This is a genomic window from Streptomyces sp. NBC_00287 (genome assembly GCF_036173105.1).
Lineage (GTDB): Bacteria > Actinomycetota > Actinomycetes > Streptomycetales > Streptomycetaceae > Streptomyces.
In genome coordinates, this window is sequence record NZ_CP108053.1 from 5,754,463 (window position 1) to 5,774,051 (window position 19,589).

Sequence of the window (19,589 nt, forward strand, 5' to 3'; positions counted from 1 at the left end):
CCGACATCTTCTGTCTGCTATCAGGCGCGGATGTAGCGTTCCCGGCCCTGCTCGTCCCGCACCGGCGTGCAGCCCGCGGCGCTCAGACGCCGGGCCAGCTTGGCGCGCCGGGCCTCGTTCACGCGCAGGGTGATCAGCAGGAACGCCGGGGTCAGGGCGGCGAGCGGAAGCAGGACCACGAACTTTCCGGTCAGCGCGGCCAGCAGCACGAACAGCAGCGGGAACGCCCAGGCCATGGTGAGCAGCTGCTTGCGGTTGGCGGCGGCGCCCAGGGCGTCGTACCGGATGAGCGTCGTGATCAGGTCGACGTCCGGCTGTGCCTCGGGGACGGGCGTCAGGGAGCCCTGGTACATGCCGGGCACCGGGCCGCCCGCGCCCGCATTCGGGAACGCGGCCGCGTTGGCCGCCGCGCGCTGCTGGGCCCGGGGGCCGGTGTCGCGGACCAGGCGGATGTGGGCGGTCTTCTCCTTGCCGACGAGACGGACGTCCGCGTACCGGAAGCCGTAGCACTCGGCGATGTACGCGAGGGCGCCGAAGGTCTGCCACTCGGCGAAGGGGTGGACGAGCTCGACCACGTCCTGGGAGGCGAGCTGCCGCATGAGGGCGGTGACGTGGCGGTCGGCGATGCTCACGGGGGCTCCTGGCTGAAAAGTGGTGCTGAATTTCTGGTTCCGCATCACAGACCGGCGAGTCCCTGAAAGGGTTGCGCGTCATCTTTACAACTCGGCCCTGCCCTTTTGCCCTGACCGACGGTAACTTCCGGGCCGTAAAGGAACCAGTGCAGGAGGCTGCCACATGCTCGGGTCCACGCCGCCGCTTCCGCTCCCCACCGACCGGCTGCGCTTCGCCATGCCGCCGATGCACGAGTCGGTCGAGGACGAACGCCGGCACCGCAAGGAACGGCTCGCGGGCGCGCTGCGGATCTTCGGGCGCCTCGGCTTCGAGGACGGGGTCTCGGGGCACATCACTGCACGCGATCCGGAGTTCAGCGACTGTTTCTGGGTGAACCCCTTCGGGATGCCGTTCAGGCACGTCACGGTCAGCGATCTGGTGCTGGCCAACTCGGACGGACAGGTCATCGACGGCCGCTATCACGTCAACCAGGCCGCCTTCACCGTCCACGCCCAGGTCCACGCCGCTCGCCCGGACGTCGTCGCCGTCGCCCACTGCCACTCCGTGCACGGCCGCGCGCTCGCGGCCCTCGGCGAGCTCCTCGACCCGATCACCCAGGAGAGCTGCGCCTTCTACGAGGACATCGCCCTGTACGACGCCTACAGCGGTGTCGCCGTCGACGCCGAGGAGGGCCGCCGTATCGCGACCGCGCTCGGCTCGAACAAGGCGCTCGTGCTGCGCAACCACGGACTGCTGACCGTGGGCGACTCGGTGGACGCGGCGGCCTGGTGGTTTCTGTCGCTGGAACGCTCCTGCCAGGTGCAGCTGACCGCGAAGGCGGCGGGCCGGCCGGTCCTGATCGACCACAAGGCGGCGGTCGCGACCCGCGAGCAACTCGGCGGGGATCTGGTGGCGTGGATCAACTATCAGCCGTTGTGGCAGGACATCAGCCGGAGCGAACCGGACCTGCTGAGCTAGAAGCCTCTGAGCACGACCGCCTTGGTCATCGCGAACTCCTCGTCGGTGAGGACCCCGTCCCTGTGCAGCTCCCCCAACTCCCGCAGCCTGCGCAGGAGTACGTCGTGATGGTCGGCCGGCGGCGGTACGGCCGCGGTGAGCGGGCGGGAGCGCTCCGCGTACTCCACGCCGGTGCGGGTGGAGGGGTGCGGCAGCCGGGCGGTCACCGCGGTGGCGACGAGCGCGGTGAGCAGATCGCGGCGGGCGCTGCCCCACAGGTCGAGGGCGTAAGGGTCCTTCTCCGGCGGGAGTTTGGAGAACGACGTCTCGCGGGTGACGAAGCGCAGAAAGCCGTCCTCGTAGCCGGAGTTGGGCAGCCACTCGACCCCGGTGACATCGGCGAGGTTGATGATGCGTGGCCCGGTGGCCCGTTTGACCCGGTCGGAGGTGTCGGCCCAGTCGATGCGCACCTGGATTCCGTCGAAGGAGACCGTGCCGTCGGAGGAGCGGACCGAGACCGGGACCGGGGGGCCGGGCAGCAGATAGGCCTTGGTGGGCTCGGTAGGGATCTGGTCCAGCAGCAGGGAGCGGCGGATCTCCTCGGCCACGTACTCGGCGACCCCGGCGCGGTCCACGTCCACCGTCAGCCGGTACGGGTCCGCCGGGTCGGGCAGCCGTCCCCCGGTCGCGTGCAGAAGCGGATCGGCGCCCTCGCGCAGCCGCATCCGCAGTCGGCCGCGCTTGCGTTCGGGTTCGAAGACGACCCCGGCGACGGCCTCCAGCGGTACGGCGATCTCCCCGTACGTCTGCCGGAACAGCGGCACCGAGCGGTGCAGACCCGGCGTGATCCTGACCGTGGTGCCGTCGAAGGCCCAGGTCCCGTCGCGCTGGATGATCTCGGCCATGGGGAAATTCTCCCAGCCGGGTCAACACGGCGACCCGCGCATCACTCCCGACAGGCCTGCCGCGGACCCGCCCTGCTGGGGTGGCCCGGGGTGGCGTAGGGCACAATTCGCTGCCAGTGCGCTGGAGTTGTGGCGGTACCGAGCACGGGGAAGGCGGGCGTCGGACGTGGCGGTGCAGGAGGCGAGACAAGGCGCGGACGCGGGCGCGGGTGCGCACGCGGGTGGCTGCACCTGCGGGGACTGTCCGCACGGGGCGCGTGCGGGGCACCGGCGCGCGGTGGCCGAATTCCTGCTGAAGCGGGACGAGTTCGCGGCCGGCCATGGCCTGCCCGCGGCGGTGGCGCACTCGGCGTCGGCATCCCGGCAGTGGGTCTCGGAGGAACTCACCCAGTCCGCCGAACTGGTCGCCGAACGCGGCCGCGCCGAGGGCGAGGCCTGGCTGGCCCGTCTGTGGCGCCGCACCGCGTACACGGTGTGGGCCCTGGTGATCGCCCTGCTCCTCGCACAGGCGCTCACCGCGATCGGCGCGGGCTGGACGAGCGCGCGTACGGCCGGACTGCTGGCGGCGGTGGTGACGGCGGGCGCGCTGACGGCGGCGTCATGGTTCCACCGCGCCCGGGGCGGCGCGCTGGCCCCCGTCATCGGCGAGGACAACCGGCTGTCCACCTCCCGCGCGGTGGCCGCGGTATGGGTGCTGTTCGTGGCGTACGCGGTGCTGGTCCTGGTGGGCCGCCTCGCCGCCGCCTCCGAGCCCGGGGAACGCGACGCCCTGATCGCCGGCCTCGAACTCGCCCGCGGGGCCGGTGCGGTGACCGTCCTCGCGGTGGTCTGCGCCATCGCGGTGCTGGTCCGCCGGGTCGTGAGCCTGCGCGTGCTGGGCCAACGCCTGCAGAAGGTACGCGCGGAACGCCCCCGCGCCTCGGACCTCCTGACGGACGACGCCGGCCGGGGAACCTTCGCCGACATCCAGTACCTGGTGATCAGCGCGGTGGCCCTGCTGTTCGCCGCGGTACGCCTGTCCCGCCGCCCCGACCAGCTCCCGGATCTGCCCTGGGGCCTTGCGGTGGTCGTCCTGATCTCCGCGGCGACCTACCTGGCCGGCAAGTACGCCGAGGGCGGCCGCCCGGTGATCCTCTCCGTGGTCCGCTCCCGGGAGGCCGGCGACCTGGACGGCCCGATCCGCACCGGCGACGACATCGAGATCCGCGGCGCCGGCTTCGTCCCGCCCGGCGCGGGCACCGCCGACCGCCTGTCCCGCATGGTGGTCCGCATCGGCCCGGTCAACGTCCATGTCCCCCTGGTCCCGGTGACCGGAGGCTTCAGCAACCCGACGGACACGGTCCTGACGGTCCCGGTCCCGGCGGATGTGGAGCCGGGGAGGGTGGAGGTGCAGGTGGTGACGGCCGCGGGCGTGGAGACCGGGCGGTACGCGATCGATGTGACGGAGTGACCGTTTCCTGGGCGATGAGGTCGGGGCGTCTTCGGCGGTGAGGCCGGGGGCGAAAAACCGTCAAGCCGGAGAAAATGGTCGGGTCAGGATTGAGCGGGCCCAGGTCGGTGTACGTATCGTCCCTTGAGGGGCACGTCCCGACGGGCGAGAGGCGGCACCGATGACTCATGGCTTCCGTACCGACACACACGACCCGTACCTGGACGGCGGCCACGACTGGCGGGACCTGGCCACGCGCTACGCCCTCCTCCCTCTCCGCATCTTCCTGGGCGTCACCTTCATCTACGCCTCCCTCGACAAACTCACCGACAGCTCCTTTCTGAAGGACTCCGGCTCGGGCTCCATCGGCGACATGATGCGCGCCGTCCGTGACACCGCTGCCATCCCCGAGCTGGTCGACATGTCCCTGGAGAACCCCGTCGCCTTCGGCTACGCCATCGCCTTCGGCGAGCTGGCCGTCGGCATCGGCACCCTCCTGGGCCTCTTCGCCCGCCTCGCCGCCCTGGGCGGCGCCCTGATCTCGCTCAGCCTGTGGCTGACGGTGAGCTGGGCCGCGGACCCGTACTACTACGGCAACGACCTCGCCTACCTGATGGCCTGGCTCCCCCTGGTCCTCGCCGGCGCCCCCTGCCTCTCGCTGGACGCCATGCTCCGGGCCCGCAAACGGCAGCGAGCCGGTTACCAGTAGCGGGCGAGGGGCACGGCGCCCCCGGTCACCGCGAGGCCCCCTGCTCCGTCGGTATCGCCCCGGAGCCGCCTTCCGTGCGGCCCACCCGGCGGCGCCTGCGTATGCCCCGGGCCATCAGGGCCACCCCGGCCGCCAGGCTCAGGCCCGCCAGTACCACCGGGATGACCACGAACCACGGCGTCTCCCAGGCCCCGCCCGCGTCACCGGCGTAGATGACGCCCGCGAGGGTCAGAACGGCACCCGCGACCAGCCGCCCGGGCTGGAACTCATGACGCAGCACGGCTCACCTCCGCCTGTCCCACGCCCACATTGAGATCGAGTTCGATGCTGCCCGCGGCCTCGGTGCCCTTGGCCGGCTTCAGGGTGACGTCCTTGTTCTTGCCCGGTGCCACATCCACGTCTTCCTTGTCGTCGCCGGGCAGTTGGATGTCTCCCACGCCCACGTCGATGTTCACCTTCACCGTCACCTCCGGGGGCACGATCACCTTCAGCTGTCCGACGCCGACCTCGGCGCTGGTGGCCACCGTCTTGCCCTTGGCTATGTCCAGCCCGCTCAGATCGAGCGTGCCGACACCGGTGCCGAGGTCGTACTGCGTCCTGACGGCCGCCACGGTGTCCGGCTGCCAGGTCGTGCGTATCCACTGGGTGCCGATGTCCTTGGGAAGGGCGGCCGAGGCGGCCAGCAGTCCCGCGGTGACGACGGCCAGGAAGATGGACCCGGCTCCCGTGCGCCCGAGGAACGCGCTGACCGCGATGCCGACGCCGAGCACGATCAGAGCACAGGCCAGGCCGGTCTGGAGGCTGGTGCCGAGCGGGTGCTCGTCCCAGGTCAGTCTGGTGCCGAGGCCGCCCGCGACCAGGGCCAGCAGCAGGATCCAGCCGCCGATCCAGCGGGGGCCGCGCGGTTTCGGCGGCTCGGTGCGGCGGACGCGCAGATCCTCGCGGCGGTGTCCGTAGGAGGCGCCGAGGCTGATGTCGACCGCCGCCGCGATGTCCCGGTCGCGGGAGTCGCGGGGGCCCCACAGATAGCCGGTGCCGCCGTCGTGCGTGCCGTCCTTGACGATGGGGTCGCGCCACCAGGAGGGGTAGGCGGTGGGCACCGGGGGCGCCTGGGCCTCCGGTGGGGCATCGGCGACGGCCTGCGCGGCGAGCGGATCGGGATCGGCACCGCCGCGCTGCCGCGACCAGTACCCGGCGCCCGCGAGCAGCAGGGAGAGTATGACGGCGAAGGTCAGCACCCCGCCGTTGCTCAGCATCGTCAGGAACACTCCGCAGCCGACCAGCGCGAACAGCACCGCGGTCAGCGCCTGGCCGTCGACCCGGCCGGTCAGGAGCTTGCGGACCTCGTTCTGCTCCTCGTCCTCGTACGGGATCAGGAGCCAGGCGAAGCCGTAGAAGATCAGGCCGAGGCCACCGGTCGCGGAGAGCACGGTGAGAGTGATCCGGAAGATCACCGGGTCCATGTCGCACTGCCGTCCGAGCCCCGCGCACACCCCGGCCAGCATCTTGTGCCGTCGGTCCCGGCGGAACCTGCCGGGCGGCTCGGTGCCTCCTCCCTCTTCCTGCGCGCCCGCCCGCCCGGGTGCGCGCGAGCCCCCGCCCGCGCCGGGAGCGGAGTCCGCGGCGGGCGCGGCATCCTGCGGCCCGGCGCCCGCTACGGGGCTCGGGCCGGTGCCGGGTCCCGGACCCGTCGCGGCGTGGTCGTGATCAGTCATGCGTCCATGGTGACGGGCGCGGCGCCCCGATGGCAGTGGGAACGACCCTGGCCGGACCCTGATATCGACCCCGAGCCGGCGCCCGGGACCCGTTCGACCGGGCGGCCGCCCGAAGATCGGGGGAGTCTCGGGGGTCAACCCTGATGCTCCGCTCGACCGACCGTGTGACCATCGATGGCATGTCGGAAGCCGCAGCAGCGCCCCTCGTCGAACCGCGGCCGCCGCGCAAGCTCTACCGCAGCAGCGACGGACGCTGGCTCGGGGGTGTGGCGCGGGGGCTCGCCGGGCACCTCGGACTGCCCGTGATCTGGGTGCGGCTCGTCTTCGTCGGCCTGTTCATGGCAGACGGCCTCGGCGCGCTGCTGTATGCCGCGTTCTGGTTCTTCGTGCCGCTCGGCGTCGGCGGCGTCGCCGGACAGCGGCCGCCCTCCCTCGTCACCACCGAGACCTCGGCGGACGGCCGCCGCAGACTCGTCACCCGCAAGCCCGACAAGGGTCAGATCGTCGCCCTGCTCCTCATGGTCGTGGTGGCCATGGTCTTCGTGGGCAGCGTCGACCTCGGCAGCGGCGCCCAGGCCTACCTCTGGCCCGCCGTGCTCGTCGCCGCGGGTGTCGCCCTGGTCTGGCGGCAGGCGGACAACGCCCGCCGGGCCCGCTGGATGGAGGTCGGCCGCCGTCGGCGCACTCTGACCCTGTTGCGCGCGGCCGGCGGAGTGCTGCTGGTCACCACCGGTGTCTCCGGCATCTTCGTGCTCCAGGGCTCCGCCGCCCACCTCGGCTCCGTGCTCCAGGCGGCCCTCGCGGTCCTCGTCGGGATAACGCTCCTCGCGGGCCCGTACCTCGTGCGCATGACCCAGGACCTCTCCGAGGAGCGTCTGATGCGCATCCGCGCCCAGGAGCGTGCGGAGGTCGCCGCTCATGTCCATGACTCGGTGCTGCACACCCTGACCCTGATCCAGCGCAACGCGGAGAACGCCGGCGAGGTGCGCCGCCTTGCCCGCGCCCAGGAGCGCGACCTGCGCACCTGGCTCTACAAGCCCGAGGGCACCGGCAAGGACGAGGCCGACGAGCCCGACACCCTCGCCGACGCGGTCCGGCGCAACGCCGCCGAGGTGGAGGACAAGCACGGCGTCCCCATAGAGGTCGTCGTGGTCGGCGACTGCCCGCTCGACGAGAAGATCGGCGCACAGATGCAGGCGGCACGCGAAGCGATGGTGAACGCCGCCAAGTACGGTGGCGAGGGCGGCGCCGTGCAGGTCTACGCCGAGGTCGAGGGGAAGAGGGTCTTCGTGTCCGTTCGGGACCGCGGGCCCGGCTTCGATCTCGACTCGATACCCGCCGACCGCATGGGCGTCAGAGAATCGATCATCGGCCGTATGGAGCGCAACGGCGGCACGGCGCGGCTGCGCGCGGTGCCCGACGGCGGCACGGAGGTCGAACTGGAGATGGAGAGGGCGGAGAAGACGTCATGAGCGACGAGGCAAGCGGTACGGCGGAGGCCACCGGCAGCGCGGGTGAGCGCCGGGTGCGTGTGGTCCTCGTCGACGACCACCGCATGTTCCGTACGGGAGTTCAGGCCGAGATCGGCCAGACCGAGCAGACCGGCGTCGAGGTCGTCGGCGAGGCCGCGGACGTCGACCAGGCGGTCACGGTCATCACCGCGACCCGGCCCGAGGTCGTGCTGCTCGATGTGCATCTGCCGGGCGGCGGCGGGGTCGAAGTGCTGCGCCGCTGCGCCCCGTTGATGGCCGACGCCGAAGAGCCGGTCCGCTTCCTCGCGCTGTCCGTCTCGGACGCCGCGGAGGATGTGATCGGGGTGATCCGCGGGGGCGCGCGTGGCTATGTGACCAAGACGATCACCGGCACCGACCTGGTCGACTCCATCTTCCGGGTCCAGGAGGGCGACGCGGTCTTCTCGCCGCGTCTGGCCGGCTTCGTCCTGGACGCCTTCGCCTCCACGGACGCCCCTCCGGTCGACGAGGACATGGACCGGCTCACCCAGCGCGAGCGCGAGGTGCTGCGCCTCATCGCCCGTGGCTATGCCTACAAGGAGATCGCCAAGCAGCTGTTCATCTCGGTGAAGACGGTCGAGTCCCATGTCTCTGCGGTACTGCGGAAGTTGCAGTTGTCGAACCGGCACGAGCTGACTCGGTGGGCGACGGCTCGGCGACTGGTGTGAGGCCGGTGCCTCTCACACCACCCGAGTCGCCCCCGCGAACGGCATCTCGGTGAGCGGCGCCAGCCGTACGGGGGCGGACGGGTTCGGGGCGTGGATCATCTGGCCGTTGCCGACGTAGATGCCGACATGGCTGATGCCGGAGTAGAAGAACACCAGGTCGCCCGGGAGGAGTTCGGAGCGGGCGACACGGCGGCCGGAGTCGATCTGGGAGTAGGTCGTGCGGGGCAGCGAGACGCCCGCGGCGCGGTAGGCGGCCTGGGTGAGCCCCGAGCAGTCGAAGGCGTCCGGGCCGGTCGCGCCCCACACATAGGGGCTGCCGAGCTTCTGGTAGGCGTAGGCGACGGCGTCCGCGGCACGGGAGTTGGGGGCCCGCGTCGTGGCCGTTCCGGGGGCCGCGAGCCCTTCTCGCGCGCCCGAGACCGACCGGGAGGCACGATCGGCGCCCCCGTCGAACTCCGCGCGCTCCTCGGCCGACAGCCGGGACAGCAGCCGGTTCGCGGCGTCCAGCTTGCCGGTGATCGTCTGCTTGTGCCGCTTCAGCTCCGCCTGGCGTGACTTGAGCGAGGCGAGCTCGATGTGCGCGGCCCCGCGCAACTGCTCGATCTCCCGGAGCTGTTTGCGCACATCGGCGACGGAGGCGGCCTGCCGGGTGCCGACCCGCTCGGCGAACTCGGCGCCGTCCAGATACCGCTCGGGATCGTCGGAGAGGACGAGCTGTACGGCGGGGTCGAGACCGCCGTCGCGGTACTGGGCCGCGGCCATCGAACCGAGCGAGTCCCGCGCCGAGTTGAGCTTCTCCGTCTTGCGCGCCGCCTCGTCCCGCAGTGACTTCAGCCGCGCCTCGGCCGAGTCCGCCTTCTCCTTCGCGCCGTTGTACTTGTCGGTGGCGGCCTCCGCCTCCTGGTACAGCCGGTCCACCTTCGCCTTGACCTGCGCCGGTGTCAGTTCGGGCTCGGCGTGCCCGGTCCCGTCGAAGCCGGTCGCGGTCGCCGCGCCCGCGAGGGCGACCGTGGCGGCCGTACGGACGGTGTTGCCGCCGGCCGAGCGCTGTCGGGGCTTGCGGTGCGCTGCCACGTGGACTGCACGTCCTTTCGCACGACTCCTACGACCCGCCCGGTCCGTACGGCCGCCAGGGGGAGCGTCGTACGGGCTTACACGTCCGGCGGCGGCCCGCACAGGGGGAGCAGGCCGCCGCCGGACCTTCTCGGCGGTGGTGTCCGACTGCCGCCCCTGGCCCGGGCGGCGGTGGGGAGCCGGTCACCTGGTGGAGGACGCTAAACCGGGGTGTGTCGGCTTGGTAACGCGTTGTGCGGAACTGCCATCAGGGGATCGCCAGGTGACCGTATGTGACCGTGATCCGCGAATGGGGCGGTCACCTTCACGCTGTGCGATGACCGAAGTGGTGGTTTCGGGGCGAGTGGCGGTGACGGGGTGCTATGGAGCGCATATATGCAAGATCCGTTGGCGGGGGAAGGCGGGCCGGTGTCGGGCGTCCCGGGGGCCCCTGATTAGGCTCCGGCCTCATGGACGTACTCATCCATCTCTTCGTCGGCCTGCACATCATCGGCATCGCCTCCCTCCTGGGCGGATTCCTCACCCAGATGAAGGCGATGGGCCAGGGCACCGCCCGCTTTGTCCCGGCGATGCTGCACGGCGCGCTGACGATGCTGGTCACCGGGGTGATCCTGGTCGGGCTCAACCAGGCGGACGACCAGACGGTCGACAACTTCAAGATCGGCGTGAAGCTGGCCCTGCTGATCGTGATCCTCGGGCTCGTCTATGTGAAGCGGGACGACGAGAAGGTGGACAAGAACCTGTTCGGTCTTGTGGGGCTGCTCACCACGGCGAACATCTTCATCGCGGTGCTGTGGACGTGAGCCTGGCGTCCTCGGCCGAGGCAGCCGCGGCGGCCGAGGCGTAGGCCCGCTCCTCCCGTACCGCCCCCACGGCGACGGCCAACCAGACCGCGACCGCGATCCACAGCAGGACCTCGCCGGGGCCTTCCAGCCAGGAGACGTCCACCGCGGCGGCGACCGACAGGGTCGCCGCCGCGGTCATGCCCAGCGAGAACACGGTCGCCCAGCGGCGGACGTCGTAGCGGGTCCGCGGCCGGATCACCTCGGCCACGAGGAGTGCGGCGTACCAGGCCAGGTCGAGCACCAACAGGGCGACGGTGACCTTGCGCAGGACGTCGTCGGCGTCGTTGTTCCACAGGTACAGGCGCGCGCTGTCGGCGGCGATCAGCTTGGACCCGGCGAGCGCGGAGATGGCCATCGCACCGCCCGCGACCCACTGGTCCCCGGCGCCCTCGAGCACCTGGCGCAGATCGAAGCGGGTGAGGGCGACGACGTAGAGGACGAGACCGAGCCAGAACAGCACCAGGGCCGCGTGCGCGAGCCAGGCCGTCGACTCCGCCGCGGCGAGCGTGGCGCCGAGTACGGCGAGGCCCTGCGTGGCCACGCAGCCCAGGAACACCGCGCCGGGCATACGGCGGTGCCAGTGGCGTACGACGACGTAGAGCAGGCCCGGCCACAGCAGGGCGGCCAGCGCCAGCAGGGCCGCGGCCAGGGGCTGCCAGTCCTCGGCGGAGAAGCGGGTGCCGAGCACGGTCGTCGCCGCGACGGCGGTGAGCGCGGCGGGGGTGCCGGCCTCCTGCCGCCAGCGCTCCGGCTGCCGCACCAGTCGTACGACGAAGTCCGCGGCGAGTCCCAGCCAGGCCAGGCAGGCCACGATCAGGGCGATGAGGGAGAGGACCTCGTACCCGGTGAGGTGCAGACCGACCGACACCGTGCCGGTCGCCATCACCGCCGCCCCGGCCGCCGGAGGACGCAGCGCCCACCAGGCGCGAAGTGAGCGAAGCGCAGAGGTGCCGGACATGCGCCGATGCTAAGGAGCGGGGCGCGGGTTACGAGGGGGCACGCGCGCGTGGGTGAGGAAACCGGGCGTCGAATCACCCCCGCGCGCGTGCCTCGCTGTCTCAGGCCGGCCGTACCACGCTGTGGATCGAGCCCTCGCCGTCGTAGAAGATCGACTCCTCGCGGACGTAGGTGCCGGGCTTCGGGGCGTGGATCATCATGCCGTTGCCGATGTAGATGCCTACGTGGGTGACGTCGTCGTAGAAGAAGACGAGGTCGCCGGGCTGGGCGCTGGAGACGGGGACCGTGGTGCCGGCGTTGACCTGGTCGTAGGTGGTGCGGGGGAGGGAGATGCCGGCGGCGTTCCAGGCGCCCTGGGTGAGGCCGGAGCAGTCGTAGGAGTCGGGTCCTGTGGCACCCCAGACGTACGGCTTGCCGATCTGCGCGCGGGCGAACGCGAGCGCCTTCTCGGCCTTCGCGGCGTAGGAGGAGTCCGTTGTGGACTCGGATGCGCTGCTGCCCGAAGTCGAAGAGTCGGAAGAGCTGCTCTCCTGCTGCTGTGCCGCCGCCTCCGCGGCCTCCTGGCGGCGCTGCTCCTCCTCCGCCTGCTGCTCGGCCAGCTCGGCCGCCTTGCGCGCGGCCTCCTCCTGGCGCTTGCGCTCGATCTCGGCGAGCCGCGCCTTCTCTTCCGCCGTCAGCTCGGAGAGCAGCTCCCGCGCGTCGGCGAGCTTCTTCTGGACCGTGGTCTTGGCGGTCTTCAGATCGGTCTGCGACTCATTGAGCGTCTGGAGGCTCTCGGTGGCCTCCTTGCGCTTCTTCATCGTCGCCGACTGCTGCGTGACGTAGTCGTCGACCGCTTCCTTCTGACGGCCGGTCATCCGGCTCATCAGCTGGCTCTGGTCGAAGTAGTCCTGCGGGGTGTCGGCGAGCAGGAACGTCGCGGTGTCGGGGGCGGCGGCGCCGGTCCGGTACTGCGCGGCGGCGAAGGAACCAAGTTCCTCCCGCGCGTCGTTGAGCTTCTGGGTGCGCTTGGCGACGTCGTCGAGGAGGGTGTCGACCTGCTTGCGCTGCTTGGCGGTCTTCTCCTTGGCGGCGTTGTACTTCTCGGTCGCCGTCTCCGCCTGGCGGTAGAGGTCGTCGACCTTCTTCTCGACCTCTTCGAGGCTGGGCTTGTCGTCCGTGGACGGGGTGGCGTTGGCCGTCTGGGACAGCAGGGCCACGGAGGTGAGCGCGGCCGTGGCCAGGGCGGGGGTCCGTATGCCTGCTACGCGCGTACCCGCGGGACGCGACTTGCGGTGCGACGCCAAGGGAGGCGACTCCTTCCAATGGTCCGCCTACCGAGTTAGCTGTCGGGTTCGGGCGGGTGGTTAGGAAGGGTTGCCCTACGACCCTTTTCCCGTAAGGGAGTCGGGTCGATTCACCCCAATGTCGGTGGGTCCCCGGCTCCGGCTGCCGTGGGCGGGCAGCGGACTCGGCGGAGGCCGCGCGGCCCGGCGAGGTTCGCCGGTGGGGGTCGTACGGCCTGTCCGGCACGGTAGCCAACTGGTGTGGCCCCTGTGAAGGTTGATGGGTGATATGCCCGATACATTTTCGTGACCTTAGGTCAGGGCGTCGCTGGGCGTGGTCAATCCGGACGGATCTGCGCCGACTTGTACGTATTTTCTCCGGAGTGACATCGTCCGCCCGCTTCCGGGCGCTAGCTTCCAGCCAGCCGTGGTCGTGTGAGCCGCGGTGGGTGAGTAGGGGGTACGGGCATGAGGAAGCGCACATCACTCGTCGTCGCCACAGGCGTCGCGCTAGCCGCCACCGCGGGCATCGCGCCCGCCGGGGCGAGCGGGGGAGGGGAAAGCCGCCCGGTCGTCCGCGTGATCGCGAGCGGACTCGACAATCCACGCCAGCTCTCGTACGACCAGGGGCGGCTGTATGTCGCCGAGGCCGGCCGGGGCGGCAAGAAGTGCATCGGACAGGGGCCCGAGGGGGAGACCTGCGTCGGTCTCACCTCCGCCATCACCAAGATCTACTGGGACGGGGGCGCGTGGAAGCATCACAGGGTGGTGAAGGGGCTGCCCTCGGGCGCCGCCCCGGACGGCGGCTTCGCCACCGGCGTCGACGGTGTCTCCGCCCTGTACGGAGAGGTCTGGGCCGTGGAGACCTTCGTCCCGCCGGAGGCCGGGGTGCCCACGACGCCGCCCTGGAACACTCTCGGCAAGCTGCTGCGCGTCAACCACGGCAAGGCGAAGATCGCCGCCGACGTGTCCGCCGTAGAGCTGAAGTACAACCCGCACAAGGCCAACCTGGAATCCAACCCGTACGCCGTCCTCGCGCTGCCGGACGGTCGGAAGATCGTCGCGGACGCGGCCGGGAACGACCTGGTTGAGATCTCGAAGTCCGGCAAGGCCCGCCCCTTCACCGTCTTCCCGGACCACAACGGGCGCGAGTCCGTCCCCACGTCCCTGGCGCTCGGCCACGACGGCAAGCTCTACGTCGGCGAGCTGAACGGCCTCACCGAGAAGCCCACCGCGCGCGTGTGGCGCGTCGACCCCTGGACCGGCAAGATCCTCGGCTGGAAGTCCGGCTTCGGCCCGATCAGCGGCCTCGCCGTCAACGGCAGCGGCGACCTGTACGTCAGCCAGCTCTTCAACGGCGTTGTGACCAAGGTCTCCGGCGGCAAGCGGACGAACGTGAAGGTCCCGTTCCCGGCGGGCGTGACCGTCGACCCGTACGACGGAAAGGTCTATGTCTCGGCCTGGTCGGTCGCGGACCGTGACGGCACGGTCATGGAGGGCAAGAAGACACCCGGCGGCCAGGTCTGGAAGATCCTCGGCTTCTGAATCGGGGGATGTTCCCAAGGGCGGCGGCGGGGTGTCAGTGGGGAGCCCTAGACTCGGAGAGCGATGAGCAGCCTCTTTGACGACAGCTTCCTGGCGGACCTCCAGACCCCTCGTGGGCACGAGGAAGAAGCCCCGCCGCCGCCCGAGGACGAGCACGCCCCGGAGCCGGTTCCGGACGATCTGTTCGGTGGGAAGTTCGACGTGCCGCCGGACCGGGACGCCTACTACCGGGACGGCGCCCCGCGCCCGGCCATCGACGCGGCCGCGCTGATCGAGGGGCTGAACGAGAACCAGCGCGCGGCCGTCGTGCACTCCGACACCCCGTTGCTCATCGTGGCCGGCGCCGGCTCCGGCAAGACGCGCGTGCTCACGCACCGCATCGCCTATCTGCTCGCCGAGCGGAATGTGCACCCCGGGCAGATCCTCGCGATCACCTTCACCAACAAGGCCGCGGGCGAGATGAAGGAGCGCGTCGAGCAGCTCGTCGGCCCGCGCGCGAACGCGATGTGGGTGATGACCTTCCACAGCGCCTGCGTGCGGATCCTCAGGCGCGAGTCGAAGAAGCTCGGCTTCACCTCGTCCTTCTCGATCTACGACGCCGCCGACTCCAAGCGCCTGATGGCCCTGGTCTGCCGTGACCTGGACCTCGACCCCAAGCGCTTCCCGCCCAAGTCCTTCAGCGCCAAGATCTCCAACCTCAAGAACGAGCTGATCGACGAGGAGGACTTCGCCGCTCAAGCCACCGACGGCTTCGAGAAGACCCTCGCCCAGGCGTACGCGATGTACCAGTCCCGCCTGCGCGAGGCGAACGCGCTGGACTTCGACGACCTGATCATGACGACGGTCAATCTGCTGCGCGCCTTCCCGGATGTCTCCGAGCACTACCGCCGCCGCTTCCGGCATGTCCTCGTCGACGAGTACCAAGACACCAACCACGCCCAGTACGCCCTCGTGCGGGAGCTGGTGGGCACTTCCGAGCACCCCGTGGACGTACCGCCCAGCGAGTACGACCTCCCGCCCGCCGAGCTCTGCGTCGTCGGTGACGCCGATCAGTCGATCTACGCCTTCCGCGGCGCGACCATCCGCAACATCCTCCAGTTCGAGGAGGACTACCCGGACGCGACGACGATCCTGCTGGAGCAGAACTACCGCTCCACCCAGACGATCCTCACCGCCGCCAACGCCGTCATCGAGCGCAACGAGTCCCGCCGCCCCAAGAACCTGTGGACCAACGCGGGCGCGGGCGCGCGCATCACCGGCTATGTCGCCGACACCGAGCACGACGAGGCGCAGTTCGTTGCCGACGAGATAGACCGCCTCACGGACGCGGGCGACGCGAAGGCCGGCGATGTCGCCGTCTTCTACCGCACCAACGCTCAGTCCCGAGTCTTCGAAGAGGTCTTCATCCGCGTCGGCCTGCCCTACAAGGTCGTCGGCGGCGTCCGCTTCTACGAGCGCAAGGAGGTCCGGGACGTCCTGGCCTACCTGCGCGTGCTGGCCAACCCGGAGGACTCCGTCCCCCTGCGGCGCATCCTCAACGTCCCCAAGCGGGGCATCGGCGACCGCGCCGAGGCGATGATCGACGCCCTCTCCCAGCGCGAGAAGATCAGCTTCCCGCAGGCCCTCAAACGCGTCGACGAGGCGTACGGCATGGCCGCGCGCTCCACCAACGCCGTCAAGCGGTTCAACGCGCTGATGGAGGAGCTCCGCACGATCGTGGAGTCCGGCGCGGGACCCGCGACCGTCCTCGAGGCCGTCCTCGAACGCACCGGCTATCTCGCCGAGTTGCAGGCCTCCACCGACCCGCAGGACGAGACCCGGATCGAGAACCTCCAGGAACTCGCCGCCGTGGCCCTTGAGTTCGAGCAGGAGTCGGAGGAAGCCCCGGCAGGGCTGGCCGCCTTCCTGGAGCGGGTCGCGCTGGTCGCCGACTCCGACCAGATCCCCGACGAGGACGAGGACGGCTCGGGCGTCATCACCCTGATGACCCTGCACACCGCCAAGGGGCTGGAGTTCCCGGTCGTCTTCCTGACCGGCATGGAGGACGGCGTCTTCCCGCACATGCGCGCCCTCGGCCAGACCAAGGAGCTGGAGGAGGAACGGCGGCTCGCCTACGTCGGCATCACACGCGCGCGTGAACGGCTGTATCTGACGCGCTCGTCGATGCGCAGCGCGTGGGGGCAGCCGTCGTACAACCCGCCCTCCCGCTTCCTGGAGGAGATCCCCGCGCAGCACGTCGACTGGAAGCGCACCGGCGCAACCTCACCGGTGTCCTCCGGTCCCGCGTCCGGTGTGGCGGCCTCGCTGTCGTCGTCCCGTTCGCGCTCCTCGGCGTCCGGCGCGTCCGGCTTCGCCACCCGGCGGACCTCCGAGAAGCCGGTCGTCTCGCTCGCGGTCGGGGACCGGGTGACGCACGACCAGTTCGGGCTCGGCACCGTGATGGCGGTCAAGGGCACGGGCGCCAACGCCGAGGCGACGATCGACTTCGGCGACAAGCCGAAGCGGCTGCTGCTGCGGTACGCGCCGGTGGAGAAGCTGTAGCCCCGAGGGGAGTTGAGGGGGGAGCTACGAGGGGTCGAGGCCGTGGCTGCGCAGCCAGGCCAGCGGGTCGATGGCCGACCCCCCGCCCGGGCGGACCTCGAAGTGCAGGTGCGGACCGGTCGAGTTGCCGGAGTTTCCGGAGAACGCGATCGGGTCGCCGGCCTTCACCGTCGTACCGGAGGCGACCTGGTACGTGGAGAGGTGGCAGTACCACGTCTCCGTGCCGTCCATCGCGGTCACGATCATCATGTTGCCGTAGGCGCTGTTCCACTGCGTGCGCACAGTGCCGTCGGTCGCGGCCAGCACCGGAGTGCCGTAGGACACCGGGAAGTCGATGCCGGTGTGCACGGACATCCAGTTGATGCCGGCCTGGCCGTAGTAGGCGCTGAGCCCGTGCTGCGCGACCGGCAGGGCGAACTTCGGGCGCAGCCGCTCCTTGCGGGCCGCTTCCTCGGCCGCCTTCTTCCGCTCGGCCTCCTGCTCGGCCTTGAGGTCGATGCGCTCCTGCGTCCGGCTGGCCCGGTCGGCGAAATCGTCGGCACCGGCCGAGAGGCTCTCCAGCTGGGTGTCCAGCTTGTTGTTGGCCGTCGACGGCTTGACCGCCTGCGCGTCCGACGCGGTCGTCGAGGTGTCCTTGTCGTCGGTCGTCAGCGTGCCGACGGAGGCGGCGGCGATCCCCGCCACACCCATGACACACGCCGACGGCACGGCGACGGTCAGCAGTGCGGAGCGCTTGGCGGGGGCCTTGCGGCGGGACCGGGACGCGGTGCGGGCGGCGGTGCGGGAGCCCGGGGCCGGGACGGGGGCGGCCGCCGGGGTGGCCTCCTCCTCGTCGTCGAGGAGGGGGGCTACGGCGTGAAGTTCGCCGGTGTCGCCGGTGGCGGCCGACTCGGCTTCGCCGGAGAGGGGTTCCTCGTACTCCTGGGCCCCGGTGGTGGCGCCGTCGGAATTCCACTGCGTGGCGTCGTAGGCGCCGGTGTCGAAGGTCTGCGTGCCCCATTCCCAGTGCTGGGTCTGGTCGGCGGGACCGGCAGGCTGGTCGGGCTGGAGCCAAGCGCCCGCATCCCACTGTCCGCTGGCCTCGGGGCTGGTGGACTGCGGTGGAACGCTGGACAGTTGCTGGTACTCGGCCGACCAGGCGGTCGTCTCGTACGCGCCGGTGTCGTAGGAGGCGTGGTGCTGGGCCGCGTACGCGTCGTAATTCAGGGTCTGTTGGCCGGTGGACCACTGACCCGAGTCGTACGAGCCGGTGTTCTCGCCCGGCATCGAGCCGAACAGCGGGTCGGTGTCGAAGGTCCCGGTGGTCTGCTGGAAACCGGTGGCGTCGTAGTGACCGTACGTGGTGAAGTCGCCGTACTGGGCTTCCTGGGTGCCGTACGACGCGTAGTGCGCCGAGTCGGCTTCGGAAGCCGGAGCCGGGGTGGTCATGGTCCCCGACGGGTGACGGTCGTTCACCAACTTCTCTTTCGCCTCGACAACAGGGGCTGCCAGAGCAGTGCGGCGACTGTACCCGGCGGTACGCGGGCACGACAATCTTCGGCAGGTTTCGCGCTTCCAGGAAACGGGCATTCGGCCGTGTTTCGGGGGACTGTGGGCGCGAAGTTGGCCTTGTGTTCGAAGAGCGTTCGAGGCTTCAGTCGGTTCGGGGAAGGCTCACGCCACTGTCAGACCGCCGGCGCGGGAGGCTTCGGCTCCGGTCCGCTCGGTGTCGAGGGCCTGCCGTATCCCCGCCGCCACGGCAGGGTGCACAGGCAGGGCGAGATGTCCGACCCCGCTCACCCGCACGTTCTGCGCCAGCAGATCGGGGTGGTCTATGCAGGCCGTCTCCAGCGGGTCCATCAGGTGGTCGAGGTCGCTCCAGAAACTGACGAAGTGCGTACGGCAGCCGGGCGCGGGCAGCGTCAGCTCCTCCAACACCGGCGAGCCGGGGCGCATCTGCCGGACGATGGGGTGCGCGTTCGCCAACGGCACCACGCGGGTGCCGGAGTGCGGGGTGCCGAGGGTGACCAGCGTGCGGACGCGGAGGTCGCCGCCGAGCCGCTGCACGTAGTAGCGGGCGATGAGCCCGCCGAGGCTGTGCCCGACGACATCCACCTGCTTGCTGCCCGTACGCGCGCAGATCTCCTCGATGTGCCGGCCGAGCAGCTCGGCCGCCGTACGGATGTCGCAGGTCAGTGGCGAGTAGTTGAGCGACTCGATCTGGTGCCTGCCGTGCTGGGCGAGGCTGCGGCGCAGCAGCACGAAGACCGAGCGGTTGTCGATGAAGCCGTGCAGCAGCACCACCGGGGGCTTCGCCTCGGTCGGCAGATGAGGCGTGTCCGGGGAGCCCTGTGGGGGGAGCGGGGTCCTGCGCTCCTGGGTGATTCCGGAGGGATAGAGGAGGAGGTGTCCGGCGAGGATCGCGATCTCGAGGGCGGTGGCCTTCAACAGCGCCATGGACAGTCCGGCCAGTCGGCTCGGGAGGAGCCGCTGACAGAGCGGAATAAAGGGCAGCACTGCCTTGGTGACCTTCATGGCCGACCTCCTGTCGGCACACCCGAGGACGCCTCTGTCCCCCGTGTGCCCTCATGGGAAGTCGCGTCGAGGCCGGCCGACGGTGCGCGAACGGGCGGCGCGGGGTGGGAGCGGCTTGTGGCGTGCGTGACGCCGATGACGTGACGAGGCTCTCTGCCGGTGTGGCTACGAGGCTCCCCGCTGTCGTGCCTTACCTGCCCTACGTGCTCTTCGTGCCCTCGCCGACGCGCCGCACCACCACGCCGCGCGGCCTGCGGCGCGGTGGTGCGGCGACCTCGTTGCGGCTCCCTGTGCGCGTGTTCCGGCTGTGGCCCGACGGCCGCCTCTGTCTGCGGTCCGTGA

General features: G+C 70.8%; 17 protein-coding genes and 1 riboswitch. Of the genes, 8 read left to right on the forward strand and 9 right to left on the reverse strand.

What is annotated here, in order from left to right; genetic code table 11:
• Positions 1 to 20: 20 nt before the first annotated feature.
• The gene (locus tag OHT76_RS26365) at positions 21 to 632 is read right to left on the reverse strand and encodes a hypothetical protein (protein WP_328873319.1); all 612 of its coding nucleotides are present in this window, start codon (positions 630 to 632) and stop codon (positions 21 to 23) included.
• 163 nt (positions 633 to 795) lie between these two features.
• Here OHT76_RS26365 and OHT76_RS26370 point away from each other — a divergent pair, with 163 nt between their 5' ends.
• Positions 796 to 1,590: a class II aldolase/adducin family protein gene (locus tag OHT76_RS26370; RefSeq protein WP_328873320.1), complete on the forward strand. Its 795-nt coding sequence runs from the start codon at positions 796 to 798 to the stop codon at positions 1,588 to 1,590.
• Here the strand turns inward: OHT76_RS26370 and OHT76_RS26375 are convergent.
• Positions 1,587 to 2,474: a DUF4429 domain-containing protein gene (locus OHT76_RS26375; RefSeq protein WP_328873321.1), complete on the reverse strand. Its 888-nt coding sequence runs from the start codon at positions 2,472 to 2,474 to the stop codon at positions 1,587 to 1,589. The genes OHT76_RS26370 and OHT76_RS26375 overlap by 4 nt on opposite strands.
• A gap of 166 nt (positions 2,475 to 2,640) precedes the next feature.
• Here OHT76_RS26375 and OHT76_RS26380 point away from each other — a divergent pair, with 166 nt between their 5' ends.
• Positions 2,641 to 3,924, forward strand: coding sequence for a hypothetical protein (locus OHT76_RS26380; protein WP_328873322.1), 1,284 nt, complete (start codon positions 2,641 to 2,643; stop codon positions 3,922 to 3,924).
• A gap of 160 nt (positions 3,925 to 4,084) precedes the next feature.
• Positions 4,085 to 4,612 carry a DoxX family protein gene (locus OHT76_RS26385; RefSeq protein ID WP_328873323.1) on the forward strand — a complete coding sequence of 176 codons (528 nt, stop codon included), beginning with the start codon at positions 4,085 to 4,087 and terminating at the stop codon, positions 4,610 to 4,612.
• A gap of 25 nt (positions 4,613 to 4,637) precedes the next feature.
• On the opposite strand, the gene OHT76_RS26390 is transcribed toward OHT76_RS26385, so the two are convergent.
• Together OHT76_RS26390 and OHT76_RS26395 are read right to left on the reverse strand one after the other, a co-directional pair.
• A complete protein-coding gene (locus tag OHT76_RS26390; RefSeq protein WP_328873324.1) occupies positions 4,638 to 4,892 on the reverse strand; it encodes a hypothetical protein in 255 nt (84 codons plus the stop codon).
• Positions 4,879 to 6,327 (reverse strand): PspC domain-containing protein, encoded by a 1,449-nt coding sequence (locus OHT76_RS26395; RefSeq protein WP_328873325.1) that lies wholly within the window; start codon positions 6,325 to 6,327, stop codon positions 4,879 to 4,881. The genes OHT76_RS26390 and OHT76_RS26395 overlap by 14 nt, the downstream gene beginning before the upstream one ends.
• Positions 6,328 to 6,506: 179 nt before the next feature.
• On the opposite strand from OHT76_RS26395, the gene OHT76_RS26400 reads away from it, so the two are divergent.
• Complete coding sequence (locus OHT76_RS26400) at positions 6,507 to 7,799, forward strand: ATP-binding protein (RefSeq protein WP_328873326.1); 1,293 nt, start codon at positions 6,507 to 6,509, stop codon at positions 7,797 to 7,799.
• Entirely contained in the window at positions 7,796 to 8,506 is a 711-nt protein-coding gene (locus OHT76_RS26405; RefSeq protein ID WP_328873327.1) for a response regulator transcription factor, read from the forward strand. Before OHT76_RS26400 ends, OHT76_RS26405 begins: the two co-directional genes overlap by 4 nt.
• Positions 8,507 to 8,518: 12 nt before the next feature.
• Here OHT76_RS26405 and OHT76_RS26410 read toward each other — a convergent pair whose 3' ends face one another.
• Positions 8,519 to 9,580 carry a C40 family peptidase gene (locus OHT76_RS26410; protein ID WP_328873328.1) on the reverse strand — a complete coding sequence of 354 codons (1,062 nt, stop codon included), beginning with the start codon at positions 9,578 to 9,580 and terminating at the stop codon, positions 8,519 to 8,521.
• Between the two features lie 449 nt (positions 9,581 to 10,029).
• Here OHT76_RS26410 and OHT76_RS26415 point away from each other — a divergent pair, with 449 nt between their 5' ends.
• Entirely contained in the window at positions 10,030 to 10,383 is a 354-nt protein-coding gene (locus OHT76_RS26415; RefSeq protein WP_328873329.1) for a hypothetical protein, read from the forward strand.
• Here OHT76_RS26415 and OHT76_RS26420 read toward each other — a convergent pair.
• Together OHT76_RS26420 and OHT76_RS26425 are read right to left on the reverse strand one after the other, a co-directional pair.
• Positions 10,361 to 11,383, reverse strand: a complete 1,023-nt coding sequence (locus tag OHT76_RS26420) for a tellurite resistance/C4-dicarboxylate transporter family protein (RefSeq protein WP_328873330.1) — start codon at positions 11,381 to 11,383, stop codon at positions 10,361 to 10,363. The genes OHT76_RS26415 and OHT76_RS26420 overlap by 23 nt on opposite strands.
• A gap of 100 nt (positions 11,384 to 11,483) precedes the next feature.
• A complete protein-coding gene (locus tag OHT76_RS26425; protein WP_328873331.1) occupies positions 11,484 to 12,668 on the reverse strand; it encodes a C40 family peptidase in 1,185 nt (394 codons plus the stop codon).
• A gap of 7 nt (positions 12,669 to 12,675) precedes the next feature.
• Positions 12,676 to 12,848, reverse strand: a riboswitch (cyclic di-AMP (ydaO/yuaA leader).
• A gap of 267 nt (positions 12,849 to 13,115) precedes the next feature.
• On the opposite strand from OHT76_RS26425, the gene OHT76_RS26430 reads away from it, so the two are divergent.
• Positions 13,116 to 14,192: a ScyD/ScyE family protein gene (locus tag OHT76_RS26430; RefSeq protein ID WP_328873332.1), complete on the forward strand. Its 1,077-nt coding sequence runs from the start codon at positions 13,116 to 13,118 to the stop codon at positions 14,190 to 14,192.
• A 63-nt stretch (positions 14,193 to 14,255) separates the two neighbouring features.
• Positions 14,256 to 16,733: a DNA helicase PcrA gene (gene pcrA / locus OHT76_RS26435; protein WP_328873333.1), complete on the forward strand. Its 2,478-nt coding sequence runs from the start codon at positions 14,256 to 14,258 to the stop codon at positions 16,731 to 16,733.
• A 24-nt stretch (positions 16,734 to 16,757) separates the two neighbouring features.
• Here pcrA and OHT76_RS26440 read toward each other — a convergent pair whose 3' ends face one another.
• Both OHT76_RS26440 and OHT76_RS26445 read right to left on the reverse strand, forming a co-directional pair.
• Complete coding sequence (locus OHT76_RS26440; protein ID WP_328876624.1) at positions 16,758 to 18,161, reverse strand: M23 family metallopeptidase; 1,404 nt, start codon at positions 18,159 to 18,161, stop codon at positions 16,758 to 16,760.
• A 225-nt stretch (positions 18,162 to 18,386) separates the two neighbouring features.
• On the reverse strand, positions 18,387 to 19,247 hold the full coding sequence (locus tag OHT76_RS26445) for an esterase/lipase family protein (RefSeq protein WP_328873334.1): 861 nt from the start codon (positions 19,245 to 19,247) through the stop codon (positions 18,387 to 18,389).
• Positions 19,248 to 19,589 lie beyond the last annotated feature (342 nt).

Bases quoted from the DNA above. Each gene is read 5' to 3' on its own strand.
- OHT76_RS26370 (WP_328873320.1), top strand. From the start codon at position 796: ATGCTCGGGTCCACGCCGCCGCTTCCGCTCCCCACCGACCGGCTGCGC.
- OHT76_RS26375 (WP_328873321.1), bottom strand. From the start codon at position 2,474: ATGGCCGAGATCATCCAGCGCGACGGGACCTGGGCCTTCGACGGCACC.
- OHT76_RS26385 (WP_328873323.1), top strand. From the start codon at position 4,085: ATGACTCATGGCTTCCGTACCGACACACACGACCCGTACCTGGACGGC.
- OHT76_RS26395 (WP_328873325.1), bottom strand. From the start codon at position 6,327: ATGACTGATCACGACCACGCCGCGACGGGTCCGGGACCCGGCACCGGC.
- OHT76_RS26400 (WP_328873326.1), top strand. From the start codon at position 6,507: ATGTCGGAAGCCGCAGCAGCGCCCCTCGTCGAACCGCGGCCGCCGCGC.
- OHT76_RS26405 (WP_328873327.1), top strand. From the start codon at position 7,796: ATGAGCGACGAGGCAAGCGGTACGGCGGAGGCCACCGGCAGCGCGGGT.
- OHT76_RS26415 (WP_328873329.1), top strand. From the start codon at position 10,030: ATGGACGTACTCATCCATCTCTTCGTCGGCCTGCACATCATCGGCATC.
- OHT76_RS26420 (WP_328873330.1), bottom strand. From the start codon at position 11,383: ATGTCCGGCACCTCTGCGCTTCGCTCACTTCGCGCCTGGTGGGCGCTG.
- OHT76_RS26430 (WP_328873332.1), top strand. From the start codon at position 13,116: ATGAGGAAGCGCACATCACTCGTCGTCGCCACAGGCGTCGCGCTAGCC.
- pcrA (WP_328873333.1), top strand. From the start codon at position 14,256: ATGAGCAGCCTCTTTGACGACAGCTTCCTGGCGGACCTCCAGACCCCT.
- OHT76_RS26440 (WP_328876624.1), bottom strand. From the start codon at position 18,161: ATGACCACCCCGGCTCCGGCTTCCGAAGCCGACTCGGCGCACTACGCG.
- OHT76_RS26445 (WP_328873334.1), bottom strand. From the start codon at position 19,247: ATGAAGGTCACCAAGGCAGTGCTGCCCTTTATTCCGCTCTGTCAGCGG.